The following is a 13989-nucleotide window of genomic DNA, read 5'->3' on the forward strand; positions in this document are numbered from 1 at the left end:
TTCTGCCATGCCGTTCGCGGCGTCCCGGGCCTTATTCCACTCACCGCCGCCGGGAGCCGGGCCGGGCTCGCCTCAGCCCTTCCAGTGCAGGGCGAAGATCAGGGTGAACAGGCGTCGCGCGGTGTCGTGGTCGAGATCGACCTTGCCCTCCAGGCGCTGCCGCAGGAGTTCGGACGCCTCGTTGTGCAGGCCGCGCCGGCCCATGTCGATCGCCTCGATCTGCGTCGGCGAGGCGGTGCGGATCGCGCTGTAATAGCTCTCGCAGATCATCTCGTAGTCGCGGATGACCCGGCGGAACGGGGTGAGCGAGAGCAGGTGGGTCATCACCGGCTCGCCGGCCTCCGTCGCGATGGCGAAGGACAGCTTGTTCTCGACGAGGCCGAGGACCAGGGCGTAGGGGCCGTCGTCGCGGTCGGGCAGGGTGAAGGCGTTGTCCTCCAGGATGTCGTAGATCGCGATGGCGCGCTCGTGCTCCTGGTCGGGATTGCCCCGGCCGATCGACGCCTCGTCGAAGCGCACCGACGCAAGCCGGTTCCTCGGCTTCTCCGGCGCCCCGTCTTCCCCCTGCTTCGGTTCGGCCTTCATCGCCGCCGCCTTCTCACGTCGGGGCCCGAATCCGGGCGCCCTCTTGCCGTCACATGAGCCGCAAGCCCGCCCCGCAGGCAAGCGTTCCGGCGGGCGCGGCCCGAAAAGTGATCGTCCGCGCCCCGACCGGCTGATGTCAGAGATTGAGCCGGATCGCCACCGAGCGGGCGTGACCGTCGAGCCCCTCCGATTCGCCCAGAGCGATCGCGGCGGGGCCGAGCGCCCGCAGGGCCGCCGGATCGCAGCGCAGGATCGACGTGCGCTTCATGAAGTCGAGCACGCCGAGACCCGAGGAGAACCGTGCCGAGCGGGCGGTCGGCAGCACGTGGTTGGGGCCGCCGACATAATCGCCGATCGCCTCGGGCGTGTGCGACCCGAGGAAGATCGCCCCCGCGTTCCGGATTTTCAGCGCGAGTGCGTCGGCGTCCTGCGTCTCGATCTCGAGGTGCTCGGGCGCGATGGCGTCGACCAGCGGCACCGCCTCGTCGAAGTCTCTCACGCGGATGATCGCGCCGTAATCGCGCCAGCTGGCACGGGCGATCTTTTCACGCGGCAGCGTCGTCAGGGCGCGTTCCACCGCCGCCTCCGCCGCCTCGGCCAACGCATCCGAATCGGTGATGAGCACGGACTGCGCCGCCTCGTCGTGCTCGGCCTGGGCCAAGAGGTCGGCGGCGATCCAGTCGGGGTTGGCGTGGCCATCGGCCAGGATCAGCACCTCGGAGGGGCCGGCGATCATGTCGATGCCGACCTGCCCGAACACCCGGCGCTTGGCCGCCGCCACCCAGGCATTGCCGGGGCCGACGATCTTGGCCACCGGCGAAATGCTCTCGGTGCCATAGGCCAGCGCTGCGACGGCCTGGGCGCCGCCGACGCGGTAGATCTCGGTGATCCCGGAGAGCTGCGCGGCGGCCAGCACCAGCGGGTTGAGCTGCCCTTCCGGGGTCGGCACCACCATGACGATGCGCGGCACGCCGGCCACGCGCGCCGGCACCGCGTTCATCAGCACCGAGGAGGGGTAGCTCGCCGTGCCGCCGGGCACGTAGAGCCCGACCGATTCGATCGCGGTCCAGCGCCAGCCGGCGGTGACGCCGAGGTCGTCGGTGGAGAGGTGGTCCTCGGGGATCTGGCGGCGGTGATAGGCTTCGATCCGCTCGGCGGCGAGCGCCAGGGCGGCGCGGGCCTCGGGCGGACAGGCGGCCACCGCCGCCTCCACCTCCTCGGGGGTGATGCGGAGGGCGGCGGCCGAGAAATCCTGGCCGAGCCGGTCGAAGCGGCGGGTGTAATCGACGAGCGCCGCGTCGCCCCCGGAGACGACCCCGGCGATGATGCCGCGCACGGTCTCGTCCACATCCTCCGAGATTTCGCGCTTGAGGCCGAGCAGGCGCTTGAAGGACGCCCCGAAGTCAGGGGAGCGGCTGTCGAGGCGGATCATCGGATCATATCGGCGGTTCGGGGGAGGGGGGTCACGGGCGGTTCTCGACGAGGCTGCGCGCCGCCTCGTGGTCGGGGCGGCCATCGGCCTGCCAGACCGGGCCGAGATCCTTCAGGCGCACCTCGATGCATTCGAGTTCGAGGCGGATCGCAGCGCCGCCGGAAAAGACCAGGGTGGCGAATCCGGAGGGGGCCTCGGTCTCCTCGAAGGTGATGGCCAGCAGGCTCAGGGTCTCGCCCGAGGCCGCCCCCGGCGTGATGCCCCTGGCCTTCACCGACAGCACCCGCTCGAAATGCAGGCCCGAGAGCCGGCGCCGGGGCGGTTCGCCCGGAGGCACCGACCAGTCGAAGCGGCGCGCCGCCAGGGCGAAGCGGTGCTCGCCCGGCAGCCACGCGAGATCCTCAGCCCGCAGGATCGCGTCCTGCAGGTGGGCCGAGATGACGGCGAGATCCTCGACGTCGAGGGCGGCGAGCTTGAGAAGCTCCATCATTGACGCTCCGGGCTCCCCGACCGGACGCGCGGGAAGCGGATTTCGAGGCGTAGGTAGCGACGGGACCCGCCTGCGGCAACCGGCAGCCGGCTCGCGAGGGAGGATCCGATTCACCAAGCCCGGGTACGGCTGCGCGAGGCCGAGGCTCTTTCGGGCTCATCGCGCGTTCATGAGCGCGGGGCTAAGGCCGAGCATGATCCAAGCATGACCTTGGTGAGATGGCTTGGGTAGGACGGGTTGGGTGAGACGGCCTGGGTGAGACGGCCCGGGTGAGACAGCCGGAGGGGACGAGGACGATGAAGAGCGGAGTTCTGGCCATGGGGCGCACCTTGGGGGTCGTCCTGGCCCTCGGGTTCGTGGCGAGCCCGGCAAGCGCCCAGTATTATCGCGACGGCTACGACGGCCCGCGCCGCGACGACGGCTACGGCCGCCGCTCCCGCGACGACGACGACGGGTACGGCCGGCGCCGCTACGGCGAGGATTACGGCCGCCGCCGCCGCTACGAGGATGAGGACGACGGTCCGCGCTTCCGGGGTCCGCCGCGCGGCGGCCGTGGCGGTGGCAGCATCTGCGTGACCGCCCGCGGCAGTTGCCCGACGGGCTTCGCGCCGCCGAACGCGCCCTGCGCCTGCGACATCCCCGGTTTCGGCATCAAGCGCGGTGCCGTCGGCCGCTGATTTCTCGGGATTGCCGAACGGGCGCGGCCTGCACGATGCGGTGCAGGCCGTCTTCCATGCGAGGGCGGAGCCGACGGCCGGCTCCGCCGGATGCCCTCAGGCGCGGACGCGTTCGATTTGCGCGCCGCAGCGACCGAGCTTGGCCTCCAGGGCCTCGAAGCCGCGGTCGAGATGGTAGACGCGGTTGATCTGCGTCTCGCCTTCCGCCGCGAGCGCGCCGATCACCAGTGAAACGGAGGCGCGCAGGTCGGTGGCCATCACCGGCGCGCCCTTCAGCCGCTCCACGCCCTCGACCACGGCGAGGTCACCGTCGAGCCGGATCCGGGCGCCCAGCCGCGCCAGCTCCTGCACGTGCATGAACCGGTTCTCGAAGATCGTCTCGCGGATGCGCGACTGGCCCTTGGCCAGCGTCATCAGCGCCATGAACTGCGCCTGGAGGTCGGTCGGGAAGCCGGGGAACGGATCGGTGGTGACGTCCGCTGGGTTGATGCCGCCGCCATTGCGACGCACGCGGATGCCGTCGGGCAGGCTCGTGACCTCGGCGCCGGTTGAGGCCAGGGTGTCGAGGGCCGACGAGAGCAGGTCGGCCCGGGTGTTGACGAGGGAGACGTCGCCGCCGGTCATCGCCACCGCCATGGCGTAGGTGCCGGTCTCGATCCGGTCGGGTAGCACCTCGTGGCGGGCGCCGCCGAGGCGCGCGACGCCCTCGACGACGATGCGGGAGGTGCCCGCGCCCTCGATCCGCGCGCCCATCTTGGCCAGGCACTCGGCGAGATCGACCACTTCCGGCTCGCGGGCGGCGTTGTCGATCACCGTGGTGCCATAGGCGAGCGCCGCGGCCATCAGGGCGACGTGGGTGCCGCCGACCGTGACCTTGGGGAAATCGATCTCGGCGCCGCGCAGGCCGTTCTTGGTCTTGGCGACGACGTAGCCGCCGTCGATCTCGATCTCGGCGCCGAGTTTTTCCAGCGCCATGAGCAGCAGGTCGACCGGACGCGTGCCGATCGCGCAGCCGCCGGGCAGGGACACCTTGGCCTCGCCGAAGCGGGCGAGCAGGGGCGCGATGACCCAGAAGCTCGCCCGCATGGTCGAGACGAGATCGTAGGGGGCGGTGGTGTCGATGACGTTCGAGGCGGTGAGCCGGACGGTCTGGCCGGTCTCGGTGGTTTGGCCGGGCCGCTTGCCGACGACCATGTGGTCGACGCCGTGATTGCCGAGGATGCGCGTCAGCGCCGCGATGTCGGCGAGCCGCGGCACGTTGATGAGTTCCAGCGTCTCCCCGGTCAGAAGGCTCGCGATCATCAGCGGCAGGGCCGCGTTCTTGGCGCCCGAGATCGGGATCGTGCCGTTGAGCGGCGTGCCGCCGGTGATGTGGATGCGGTCCATAGGGTCCTCGGAGCCCCTCCGTTCCGGTCGCGGAGGTCGCCTTGCGTGCCGGGCGCAGGGGCGCCCCTCGTTCAGGGTGGAGGTATAGGCGGTATCCGGCAAAAAGAAGAAGCGTGGCCGTTCGGTTCCATCCTGCGTGCTGGGCATCGCCTCCGCGATGTGAGCAGCGATGCTGCGGAAGCAGGAATGGCCGCTAATCCTTCCCGGCCGAACGCTCGTTCGTTGCAGGTTCGGCGCCGGGTGCGGGGGCGGCATCGGGCGCGTCGTCGACCCGGCCTCGGGCCTGTGCCTTGCGGCGGCGCAGGTTGTCGCGCAGGGCCGCCTTCAGCCGTGCCGCGCGCTCCTCGTCCTTGGTGGCCATCTCGCGTTCCGAAACGATGCCGCCGCTGAAACCGGCTGTCGCACTGAGGCCGTATCGCGGTTTCACGACCTTCGCCAGCGCCGGTTCAGAGCCCATGGCTGCGCCAGCCTGCCAAGCCGAGCCGTGATCTGCCGAGCCGTGATTCGCGCCGCGACCCATCGTCACCGGCGGTCCCGCTTCGAGGGTGCGACCCGTCGTCCGCGAGGCTCCCGCGCGATGCCCGACGACGGTCCCCGCGGCGTAGCCCTCAGGACGTTCCCTGGTCGAGCGCCATGGTCGCACGCCGATACGGACAAGATCGCGAGGGTGTTCAAGCCGGTGTAAAGCCGGTGCAAAGCAGGAATGTCTCGAACTCGCCTTGAACCAGTTCGAAAATACCTCCTATCTTGCGACCACAGCGGCGCCGGCGAGGGACTCGTCCCGGAACCAAGCGGGCGCCGCCGGTTGGACGATGAGGCGCGGCCAGCCCGCGTTGCTCCTTTGGGGCTGAACCCTGGGAGGTCACCGCCCGGCTGCGAACGGTTCGGCAACGCTCTCTCAGGGCGGCGCCCGAGCCCGAATTCTTTACCCGAGGCGTCCCGAGAAGAACGCCCGGCCAGCCGAAAGCGTCGAGGACGGATGCCCGTGAACCTGATGCCCGTGAACGCTGCCGACAGCGCCACCCTGTCCGACGAGTCGATCGTGGGCGGTGATGGCGGCGTGGACGAGACCGGTGCAAGCAACGGCCGGCCCAGATTCGAGCGGCCGCCGGTCCGCCCCGCCGGTCCGCGCACGGATTACGACGGTCATTTCCGCGCGGCCCTCGACCGCCTGCACAGCGAGCGCCGCTACCGCGTCTTCGCCGATATCGAGCGCATCTCGGGCCGCTTTCCGCAGGCCACGTGGCGGCGCCCGGAGGGCGGCAACCGCGAGATCACCGTATGGTGCTCGAACGATTACCTCGGCATGGGCCAACACCCCGAGGTGGTCGGCGCCCTGACCCAAACCGCCGCCCGCTGCGGCGTCGGCGCCGGCGGCACCCGCAACATCGCCGGCAACAACTCGCCGCTGGTCGATCTGGAGCGTGAGCTCGCCGACCTGCACGGCAAGGAGGCCGGCCTCGTCTTCACCTCCGGCTACGTCTCGAACCAGGCCGGCATCTCGACGATCGCCAAGCTGATCCCGAACTGTCTGATCCTGTCGGACGCCTTCAACCACAACTCGATGATCGAGGGCGTGCGCCATTCCGGCTGCGAGAAGCGCGTCTTCCGGCACAACGATCTCGAACATCTCGAGCAATTGCTCGCCGAGGCCGGCGACCGGCCCAAGCTGATCGCCTTCGAGTCGGTCTATTCGATGGACGGCGACGTGGCGCCGATCGCGGCGATCTGCGACCTCGCCGATGCCTACGGCGCGATGACCTATCTCGACGAGGTCCACGCGGTCGGCCTCTATGGCGAGCGCGGCGCCGGCATCGCCGAGCGCGACGGCGTGATGCACCGGGTTGACGTGATCGAGGGCACGCTGGCCAAGGGCTTCGGCTGCGTCGGCGGCTACATCACCGGTTCGGCGACGCTGTGCGACGCGGTCCGCAGCCACGCGGCCGGCTTCATCTTCACCACTGCCCTGCCGCCGGCCGTGGCTGCGGCGGCGCGGGCCTCGGTGCGCTATCTCAAGCGCTCGAAGCTGGAGCGCGAGGCGCATCAGCGCCAGGCCGCCCGCACCAAGGCGGCGCTGGAGACGGCCGGCCTGCCGGTGCTGCGCACCGAGACCCACATCGTGCCGCTGATGGTGGGCGACGCCGAGCTGTGCAAGGCGGCGGCCGACCACTTGCTGGAGCGTCACGGCATCTACATCCAGCCGATCAACTACCCCACCGTCCCGCGCGGCACCGAACGGCTGCGCATCACGCCCTCGCCCTTCCACGACGACGAGCGCATCGGCGCGCTGACCGCGGCGCTGGTCGAGACCTGGGACACGCTGGACCTGCCGCGGGCCGGGACGGTGTTCGCCGCGGCCGCGGAATAGGCTTTTCGCGGGGGACGCGGCGGCCCTACATTGACCGTATGGCTCTGGCCTTCGACCGCACCCGTCTCCTCCAGGCTCTCGAACGTCTCGGCGCGGACCTGTCCGCGCGGGGGCTTTTCGTGGAACTCGCCGTCTACGGTGGCGGGGCCCTGATGCTGCAATTCGCGTGGCGACGCGGCACCGACGACGTCGATGCCGTGGTGCGCGAAGGCTTCGACGAGGCGGCACTGGCCCCCTCCGTCGCCCGCGTGGCGGAGGAACTCGGGCTCCAGCCCGACTGGCTCAACAACGCGGTGGGGATGTTTACGCCGCTGGACGAAGACGACGCGTTGTTCACGGCGGCCGGCCTCTATCCGGCGGACGGAACGCCCGGCCTCCGGACCTTCCTCGCGACGCCGCGCTACCTCCTCGCCATGAAGCTGCACGCCCTGCAGAATCTCGATCGTGGCGACCGCGACCTGCGGGATGCGCAGGCCTTGGCCGCGCATCTCGGCATCGATGATGAGGCGGCGTTGCAGGCGCTGTACGCTGCCGTCTACGACGAGGCGCCACCGGACGCGGCGAGCCTGCGCTTCCGGTCGGTCGTTCAGGACGCTCCGCGGTGAGACCCGCATCCCTGCGCGAGGTGGTCGAGCGGTCGCGCGAGGACGGCGACTGGGACCACCACCTCCAGAACTTCCTCGACGCCTTCTACGCGCGCGACGGCGACACCGCGGCGCAGGGTGCGATGCTCGCCGAGGATCCGGGATTTCTCGGGCAGGCCCGGCCCGACGCCTTCCTCGGTGGGGTCGGCGAGCACCTCGCCCGACGCTGGCGGCTGCCGTTCATCCCGAACTGGGTGCGGCACGAGGCACGCTATCTCGATACGGCGATGTTCGTGCCCGACGAGCGCAATCTGCGCACTTACCTGCTCTGCGTCAGCCCGGTCTCGTTCCGCCCGCGCCTGATCTTCACGGGCCCGGACCCGCTTCAGCGCGCCCGCTTCCCCTATCACCGCGGCGTGGTCCGGATGCCCCTGACGTTTCCGCAGGGGCCCGAAGCCGCGGCCCTGTTCGAGCGAGAGCGCTGATACGGTCTCCGCTTGATCAGAGCGGGGAGCGAATCAGCCAGCCCGCGCGGCGCTTGAGCGATGACCAAATCCGCCATCCCGAAGGATCAATCGGATTTGGTTTGCGAGGTCTCAGCGCCGCTTGACCTCGTTCGACCAGCCATGCGCCGCGGCGGCCTTTTCGACCTTCTCCTTGAGCTGCGGCATCAGCGTGCCCATCCATTGCTGCATCCCCGTCAGCATGGCCTGGCTCAACTGCGGCTGCGCCTTGACGAGGTTCTTGCCCGCCGGCGTGGCGTAGAAGGCGGCGACCGCCTTCAGATCCTCCTTCGAGAGGACCGCGGCGAAGCTGAGGGCCTGGACCGCGAGCAGGTCGTCGTAATGTTCGGAGAGCGTGGGCAGGACGACCTCGTCCACCATCACCTGTGCCTTCTTCGGATCCGTCAGGCCCATCTGCTGCATGACGCCGGCCATCGGGGCCTTCATCGCCGCGAGCACCGCGGCACGGTCGCCCTGCGCCGCGGCCACGACCTCGCGGGCTGCAGCCAGTCGCTCCGGATCGGCGGTGACCGTCGGTGCCGCCGGTTTAGCCGGCGTCTGCGCCAGGGCGGGAACCGCGCCCGTGACGAGGATTGGCGCGCAGAGCAGGCCGAGGCCGAGAAGTCCGGAGAGCATCTCCTGTCGCATGGTCGGTGTTTCTCCGGTCGAGAGCATGGGTCGGGCGGCTTTACCCGAGTGGGATGACGCGCGGGCAACGGTGGGTCTTGGGTGACTCCTGGAGCAGCCGGCGCCGGCTCCCGGAACGGTAGTCGGTTCGGAGCCATGCACGCAACGCGCTTGTCGGCCGGCTCGAGGCATCGCTATGGCCGCGGAGACGGCGGCATGTCCGCCAGGAGCCAGACGATGCCGGATACCGACGACACGTATATCTACGACGAAGCGCTCGGCGAATGGCGCCCCGCCGGCGCGCCGGCGGCCGAGACGCCGGCGGCCAGGCCCCCTGTCCGCGACGCCGCGGGCAACATCCTGGCCGACGGCGATGCGGTCACCCTGATCAAGGACCTCAAGGTCAAGGGCGCGAACCAGACCCTGAAGCAGGGCACCGTCATCCGCTCGATCCGCCTCACGGATGACCCGGAGGAGATCGATTGCCGCCACGACAGCATCAAGGGCCTCGTCCTGCGCACGGAATTCGTGCGCAAGCGCTGACCGCGAGCCGCGGGAGGGGGGAGTGGGGTCAAAGCGTGACGACGAGCCCGTCCTCCGCCGCGATGTACCCGTCGGGCGGGTGAGCAATCATTTCCGAGCTCATGTGGGTCAGCATCAGCCGCTTCGGACCGATTTCGGGCAGGCGCCGCTTCAGCGTCGCCCAGTCGAGGTGGAACTTCACCGGCCGCTCCACAGTGTAGCCCTCGGCGATCATCAGGTCGGCCCCGCGGCCCACAGCGACGATCTCGTCCACCCACTCGGTGTCGCCGGTATAGCTGACGATCTTGCCCGCCGCCTCGATCCGCAGGGCGTGCGCGGGGGCGCCGGAGGGGTGGCGCATCGTGAAGGCCGTGGCCCGCACGCCTCCGGTCTCGACCGGGCGCCCGGCCTCCATCTCGACGACGTCGACGGAGAACCGGCGCTCGGCCGTGCTGGAGCCGGGAAACAGCACCTCCATCGCCGCCGGCAGGCGCTCGGCCGTGCCCGGCGGTCCGACCACGGTCAACGGATCGGTGCGCCCGCTGACGAGCTGCCCGTCGAGGATCAGCCAGGGCAGACCGCCGAAATGGTCGCCGTGGAGATGCGTCAGGAACACCGTGCGGATGCGGTTCGGCTCGACGCCGAAACGCCGGATCGCGATCAGCGCGGAGGCGCCGCAATCGATGAGGAAGGCGCCGGTCTGCGCTGCGTCCGATGCATCGACGTGGAAGCAGGTATTGAAGCGCCCGCCCGAGCCGAACGCGTCCCCGCAGCCGAGAACCTGGAGTCGCATGAATCTCTCCTCTGACCGACAGGGAGATTTCGGTCGTGGAGAAGCGTGCGGCAATCGTCTCGCCCCGGTATTTTCCCGTCAGGTCCACGGGAGCCCTGATGAGGCCGTCACGCAGGATTCGGCATCGCACAAGCGTGGCATCCCGAAACTTGAATTTTCTCACGCGTGAGAGGCTGCGGTTAAAGCCGAAATGCCCGGTGCGGTTTTCGTGGCTCGCGTTTCGAGGCGGCTGCTGATTTTCGGGTGTGGGCGAGCGCGTTCCGATTCTCTAAGGTGGAGAAGCGCGACGAAATCACTGTATTATCGAGCCGCATACGATATTCGTTGACTAACAAGAGCGCCGACGTCGCGGCCCATGGCTGCGGACGTCCCATTTATTTATCGATTCATGACGATCCATTCTCGCCCCCTTCCCTCCGCAATCCGCTCAGCCTCGATCGAGCCGTCCCTCACGCTCTCGGACGAGGGTGCAGCCCTGATCGACCGGATCTACGAGGCGGCGGCCCTGCCCGAGTTGTGGCGCGAGGTTCTGACCGAGCTTGCCCGTTTCGCCGGAGCGCCCGAGGCGGTGATGATCGTCTCGACCGGCACGCATTACCGCGACTTCGTGACGACCTCGGCCGCGTTCGACGCCCTGGTGGCCGAACATCTGCATTTTCCCGGCAATGTCCGCACGGAGCGGCTTCTGGCGTTGCGCCATCCCGGTTTCCTCAACGACCTCGACGTCGTGACGGAGGAGGAGATCGCGACGCTACCGCTCTATCAGGACTTCCTGATCCCGCGGGGGTACGGTGCGGGCACCGCGACGACCGTGATGGTGCCGAGCGGCGACAGCGTGATCGTGCATTGCGAGCGCGCCCGCGCCGAGGGCGATTTCGGCCCGCAGGTGCTGTCCGCCCTCAACGGCCTACGCCCTCATCTGGCGCGGGCCGCCCTGCTCTCCGCACGCCTGGAAATGGAACGGGTGACCACCACGACCCGAACGCTCGAAGCGCTCGGCTTGCCCGCCGCCGTGCTCGGAAGTGGCGGCCGGGTCATCGGTGCCAATCCAACCCTGGTGGCGATGATGCCCCACACCCTCAGCGATCAGCCCTCGCGGCTTGCCGTGGTCGATCCGGCCGCCGACCGGCTGCTGCGCGACGCGGTGGCGCGTTCGGGACAGGCGGGCGACATGCCGGTGCGATCGATTCCGATCGCCGCCAGCGGCGAGCGCCCGCCGGTGATCCTTCACCTCGTGCCGATCCGCGGCGCGGCGCACGACGTGTTCGTCCGGGCGCACTTCGTGCTGATCGCCACGCCCGTCGTGGCCCAGGATGTGCCGAGCGCAGATGTCGTCCAGGGCCTGTTCGACCTGACGCCGGGGGAGGCGCGGCTCGCGACCCTGATCGCGGCGGGCGATCCGCCGGTGCCCGCCGCCGCCAAGCTCGGGATCACCCCCAACACCGCGCGCTCGGTGCTGAAGCGCATCTTCCAGAAGACCGGCGTGACGCGTCAGGCCGAACTCGTCGGCCTGCTCGCGGGCCGGGGATTGAAGGAATAAAGCATCGTCCCGAAAGGTGGCCTCCGGCTTTCGAAAAAAGACGATGCGAAAGCAGGAGGAGAGAGCATCGTCCCGAAAGGTGGGCCCGGCTTTCGGATAAAAGACGATGCGAAAACAAGGGCCGAGAGGATGCGCGGGCCGATACTCAGCTATCGCGTCGGCAAACTCGCAACTTCGAGAAAATCGCTCTATAAGCCCGGCTTCGCGCGAGGCGGGAGGGCCCGCGCGCATCACCCGATCGGGTGAGCGGAGAGAAGATCATGGCCGAGCGGTGGACCCCGAAAACCTGGCGCAACCTGCCGATCCAGCAGGTCCCGTCCTATCCGGACGCGGGCGCTCTTCAGGCCGTCGAGGCGCAGCTCGCGAGCTTTCCGCCGCTGGTCTTTGCCGGTGAGGCGCGCAAGCTGAAGGCGGCTCTGGCGCGCGTCGGGGCGGGTGAAGCCTTCCTGCTCCAGGGCGGCGATTGCGCCGAGAGCTTCGACGAGCACTCGGCCGACAACATCCGCGATTTCTTCCGCGTCTTCCTGCAGATGGCGATGGTGCTCACCTTCGCGGGCGGCTCGCCCGTGGTGAAGGTCGGCCGCATCGCCGGCCAGTTCGCCAAGCCGCGCTCCTCGCCAACCGAGACGCTCGACGGCGTGTCGCTGCCGAGCTACCGCGGCGACATCATCAACGGCCTGACCTTCAACGAGGACGCGCGGATCCCCGATCCGAAGCGCCAGCTCGAGGCCTACCGGCAGTCGGCGGCGACGCTGAACCTGCTGCGCGCCTTCGCCACCGGCGGCTACGCCAACCTCGAGAACGCGCATCGCTGGATGCTCGGCTTCGTGAAGGACAGCCCGCAATCTTCGCGCTACCGCGATGTGGCCGAGCGGATGTCGGACGCGCTCGACTTCATGCGTGCCATCGGCATCAACCCGGAGACGCACCAGGAAGTCCGCACTACGGACTTCTACACCAGCCACGAGGCGCTACTGCTCGGCTACGAGGAGTCGCTGACCCGCGTCGATTCGACGAGCGGCGACTGGTACGCCACCTCCGGCCACATGCTCTGGATCGGCGACCGCACCCGCCAGCCGGACCACGCCCACGTGGAATATGCCCGCGGCATCAAGAATCCGATCGGCCTCAAATGCGGGCCCTCGACCACGGCCGAGGGGCTGATCCGGCTGATCGATCTCCTCAACCCGGAGAACGAGGCCGGGCGCCTCAGCCTGATCTGCCGCTTCGGCGCGGACAAGGTCGGAGACCACCTGCCGGGGCTGATCCGCACGGTGCAGCGCGAGGGCCGCAACGTCGTGTGGGTCTGCGATCCGATGCACGGCAACACCGTCGCGGCGGGCCGCTACAAGACCCGGCCGTTCGAGCGGGTGATGCAGGAGATCGAGGGCTTCTTCGGCGTGCACCGCGCGGAAGGCACGATCGCCGGCGGCATCCATCTGGAGATGACCGGCAAGGACGTCACCGAATGCACCGGCGGCGCCCGCGCGCTGACGGCCGACGATCTGCAGGACCGCTACCACACCTACTGCGACCCGCGTCTCAACGCGGAGCAGGCGCTGGAGGTGGCCTTCCTCACCGCCGAACTGGTGAAGCGCGAGCGCGCCGAGATCGAGCGTCCGCGCCTCGATGCGGCGGAGTAGCCTCAGGGCGTTCGATCCGGAACGGGATGGGGCGGGCGTGATCGTGCAGGATCGCGCCCGCCCTTTTCGTTGGCGCGCATTCTTCTGCAGCGAACCCTGCTCCACCGCGACGCGGAGCCGACAAAAGAATCGGCGAAGCACCACATCGGCGCGCGTCAAGAATGTTTCTCGCGCCCAGGCTTGGTTATCATCCTCTTAAGCGATCGGCTTCGGAGGCGGCATGGCGGTATCGGCAACCAGGAAGCGTTCTCGCATTCGCAGTCTCTGGCCGGGCTGGAATCCGGGCGCGCCCTCCGCGGTCCCGTCCCCGCTGGAACGGCGTTCGGTCGAGCTGCATCCGATCGAAGCCGAGACGCGCCCGCAGCGCAGCTTCACCGCCAACGAACTCATCGCCATGGCCCGCGCCGCCCGCGCTCGCCGTCTCGATCCGTAAGGGAGGGGCGTCAGTTCCGGCGCGGTTCGGTGACGGTGAAGAGGGCCGTGAAATCCGGGTTCTCGACGACCCGGTCCTGATCCGCGAGTTGATAGAGACCCGGCTCCCCCACCTCGATTGCGTCGAGCAGGGGGGCAACCGTGAAGGGCTCCCCCTCGTCATCGGTCCGGATGACGATGCCGGTTCGGGCATCCACGGTCTCGACGATCCCGAAGACCTGACGCCGGCCGAGCAGGGCGCCCTCGGGATCGACATAGGTCAGGCCGACGAGAAGGCTTGATCCGATCAGATCGTCGGCGAGATCCTGATCCCAGTCCTCGTCGCACTCCCCGCCATCGATGGCGTCCATCGCTCTCAGCCGCGCTCGAATCCTCGCCTCATCCGCGGATGATTGCGCGCTCCTCGG

The 13989-nt window shown here is 69.3% G+C and carries 16 protein-coding genes; 8 read left to right on the forward strand and 8 right to left on the reverse strand.

Annotation, left to right across the window (positions count from 1 at the left end; all coding sequences use genetic code 11):
- Positions 1-72: 72 nt before the first annotated feature.
- The 3 genes from LPC10_RS10100 to LPC10_RS10110 form a co-directional block, all read right to left on the reverse strand.
- Positions 73-585, reverse strand: a complete 513-nt coding sequence (locus LPC10_RS10100) for a UPF0262 family protein (RefSeq protein WP_231346555.1) — start codon at positions 583-585, stop codon at positions 73-75.
- A gap of 136 nt (positions 586-721) precedes the next feature.
- Positions 722-2017 (reverse strand): histidinol dehydrogenase, encoded by a 1296-nt coding sequence (hisD, locus tag LPC10_RS10105; RefSeq protein ID WP_231346556.1) that lies wholly within the window; start codon positions 2015-2017, stop codon positions 722-724.
- A 31-nt stretch (positions 2018-2048) separates the two neighbouring features.
- Entirely contained in the window at positions 2049-2504 is a 456-nt protein-coding gene (locus LPC10_RS10110; RefSeq protein ID WP_133089534.1) for a DUF2948 family protein, read from the reverse strand.
- 299 nt (positions 2505-2803) lie between these two features.
- On the opposite strand from LPC10_RS10110, the gene LPC10_RS10115 reads away from it, so the two are divergent.
- A complete protein-coding gene (locus tag LPC10_RS10115) occupies positions 2804-3184 on the forward strand; it encodes a hypothetical protein (RefSeq protein ID WP_231346557.1) in 381 nt (126 codons plus the stop codon).
- Between the two features lie 96 nt (positions 3185-3280).
- On the opposite strand, the gene murA is transcribed toward LPC10_RS10115, so the two are convergent.
- A complete protein-coding gene (gene murA, locus LPC10_RS10120) occupies positions 3281-4570 on the reverse strand; it encodes a UDP-N-acetylglucosamine 1-carboxyvinyltransferase (protein ID WP_231346558.1) in 1290 nt (429 codons plus the stop codon).
- Between the two features lie 193 nt (positions 4571-4763).
- The gene (locus LPC10_RS10125; protein WP_231346559.1) at positions 4764-4931 is read right to left on the reverse strand and encodes a hypothetical protein; all 168 of its coding nucleotides are present in this window, start codon (positions 4929-4931) and stop codon (positions 4764-4766) included.
- A gap of 618 nt (positions 4932-5549) precedes the next feature.
- Between LPC10_RS10125 and hemA the strand changes: the two genes are divergently transcribed.
- Genes hemA through LPC10_RS10140 form a run of 3 tightly spaced genes read left to right on the forward strand, consistent with a single transcriptional unit; the run spans position 5550 to position 8007 of the window.
- Positions 5550-6938 (forward strand): 5-aminolevulinate synthase, encoded by a 1389-nt coding sequence (gene hemA / locus LPC10_RS10130; RefSeq protein ID WP_231346560.1) that lies wholly within the window; start codon positions 5550-5552, stop codon positions 6936-6938.
- Positions 6939-6976: 38 nt separating this feature from the next.
- The gene (locus LPC10_RS10135) at positions 6977-7543 is read left to right on the forward strand and encodes a hypothetical protein (protein WP_231346561.1); all 567 of its coding nucleotides are present in this window, start codon (positions 6977-6979) and stop codon (positions 7541-7543) included.
- Positions 7540-8007, forward strand: a complete 468-nt coding sequence (locus LPC10_RS10140) for a hypothetical protein (protein ID WP_231346562.1) — start codon at positions 7540-7542, stop codon at positions 8005-8007. Before LPC10_RS10135 ends, LPC10_RS10140 begins: the two co-directional genes overlap by 4 nt.
- A 111-nt stretch (positions 8008-8118) precedes the next feature.
- Here LPC10_RS10140 and LPC10_RS10145 read toward each other — a convergent pair whose 3' ends face one another.
- Positions 8119-8673, reverse strand: coding sequence for a DUF2059 domain-containing protein (locus LPC10_RS10145; protein ID WP_231346563.1), 555 nt, complete (start codon positions 8671-8673; stop codon positions 8119-8121).
- A gap of 216 nt (positions 8674-8889) precedes the next feature.
- Between LPC10_RS10145 and LPC10_RS10150 the strand changes: the two genes are divergently transcribed.
- Positions 8890-9195, forward strand: a complete 306-nt coding sequence (locus LPC10_RS10150; protein ID WP_231347013.1) for an alkylphosphonate utilization protein — start codon at positions 8890-8892, stop codon at positions 9193-9195.
- 28 nt (positions 9196-9223) lie between these two features.
- Here LPC10_RS10150 and LPC10_RS10155 read toward each other — a convergent pair whose 3' ends face one another.
- Positions 9224-9967 carry an MBL fold metallo-hydrolase gene (locus tag LPC10_RS10155; protein ID WP_231346564.1) on the reverse strand — a complete coding sequence of 248 codons (744 nt, stop codon included), beginning with the start codon at positions 9965-9967 and terminating at the stop codon, positions 9224-9226.
- A gap of 388 nt (positions 9968-10355) precedes the next feature.
- Between LPC10_RS10155 and LPC10_RS10160 the strand changes: the two genes are divergently transcribed.
- From LPC10_RS10160 to LPC10_RS10170, 3 genes are all read left to right on the forward strand, one after another.
- On the forward strand, positions 10356-11507 hold the full coding sequence (locus LPC10_RS10160; protein ID WP_231346565.1) for a helix-turn-helix transcriptional regulator: 1152 nt from the start codon (positions 10356-10358) through the stop codon (positions 11505-11507).
- A 260-nt stretch (positions 11508-11767) separates the two neighbouring features.
- Positions 11768-13150, forward strand: coding sequence for a class II 3-deoxy-7-phosphoheptulonate synthase (locus LPC10_RS10165; RefSeq protein WP_108939938.1), 1383 nt, complete (start codon positions 11768-11770; stop codon positions 13148-13150).
- 220 nt (positions 13151-13370) lie between these two features.
- Positions 13371-13583, forward strand: a complete 213-nt coding sequence (locus LPC10_RS10170) for a hypothetical protein (RefSeq protein ID WP_231346566.1) — start codon at positions 13371-13373, stop codon at positions 13581-13583.
- A 10-nt stretch (positions 13584-13593) separates the two neighbouring features.
- On the opposite strand, the gene LPC10_RS10175 is transcribed toward LPC10_RS10170, so the two are convergent.
- Positions 13594-13932, reverse strand: a complete 339-nt coding sequence (locus LPC10_RS10175; RefSeq protein WP_231346567.1) for a hypothetical protein — start codon at positions 13930-13932, stop codon at positions 13594-13596.
- Positions 13933-13989 lie beyond the last annotated feature (57 nt).

It is taken from the genome of Methylorubrum sp. B1-46, from assembly GCF_021117295.1.
Classification (GTDB): Bacteria; Pseudomonadota; Alphaproteobacteria; order Rhizobiales; family Beijerinckiaceae; genus Methylobacterium.

What these genes read in the sequence shown, in the direction of transcription:
- LPC10_RS10100 (WP_231346555.1), bottom strand. Translation starts at nt 585, where the DNA reads ATGAAGGCCGAACCGAAGCAGGGGGAAGACGGGGCGCCGGAGAAGCCG.
- hisD (WP_231346556.1), bottom strand. Translation starts at nt 2,017, where the DNA reads ATGATCCGCCTCGACAGCCGCTCCCCTGACTTCGGGGCGTCCTTCAAG.
- LPC10_RS10110 (WP_133089534.1), bottom strand. Translation starts at nt 2,504, where the DNA reads ATGGAGCTTCTCAAGCTCGCCGCCCTCGACGTCGAGGATCTCGCCGTC.
- LPC10_RS10115 (WP_231346557.1), top strand. Translation starts at nt 2,804, where the DNA reads ATGAAGAGCGGAGTTCTGGCCATGGGGCGCACCTTGGGGGTCGTCCTG.
- murA (WP_231346558.1), bottom strand. Translation starts at nt 4,570, where the DNA reads ATGGACCGCATCCACATCACCGGCGGCACGCCGCTCAACGGCACGATC.
- LPC10_RS10125 (WP_231346559.1), bottom strand. Translation starts at nt 4,931, where the DNA reads ATGGCCACCAAGGACGAGGAGCGCGCGGCACGGCTGAAGGCGGCCCTG.
- hemA (WP_231346560.1), top strand. Translation starts at nt 5,550, where the DNA reads ATGCCCGTGAACCTGATGCCCGTGAACGCTGCCGACAGCGCCACCCTG.
- LPC10_RS10135 (WP_231346561.1), top strand. Translation starts at nt 6,977, where the DNA reads ATGGCTCTGGCCTTCGACCGCACCCGTCTCCTCCAGGCTCTCGAACGT.
- LPC10_RS10145 (WP_231346563.1), bottom strand. Translation starts at nt 8,673, where the DNA reads ATGCGACAGGAGATGCTCTCCGGACTTCTCGGCCTCGGCCTGCTCTGC.
- LPC10_RS10150 (WP_231347013.1), top strand. Translation starts at nt 8,890, where the DNA reads ATGCCGGATACCGACGACACGTATATCTACGACGAAGCGCTCGGCGAA.
- LPC10_RS10155 (WP_231346564.1), bottom strand. Translation starts at nt 9,967, where the DNA reads ATGCGACTCCAGGTTCTCGGCTGCGGGGACGCGTTCGGCTCGGGCGGG.
- LPC10_RS10160 (WP_231346565.1), top strand. Translation starts at nt 10,356, where the DNA reads ATGACGATCCATTCTCGCCCCCTTCCCTCCGCAATCCGCTCAGCCTCG.
- LPC10_RS10165 (WP_108939938.1), top strand. Translation starts at nt 11,768, where the DNA reads ATGGCCGAGCGGTGGACCCCGAAAACCTGGCGCAACCTGCCGATCCAG.
- LPC10_RS10170 (WP_231346566.1), top strand. Translation starts at nt 13,371, where the DNA reads ATGGCGGTATCGGCAACCAGGAAGCGTTCTCGCATTCGCAGTCTCTGG.
- LPC10_RS10175 (WP_231346567.1), bottom strand. Translation starts at nt 13,932, where the DNA reads ATGGACGCCATCGATGGCGGGGAGTGCGACGAGGACTGGGATCAGGAT.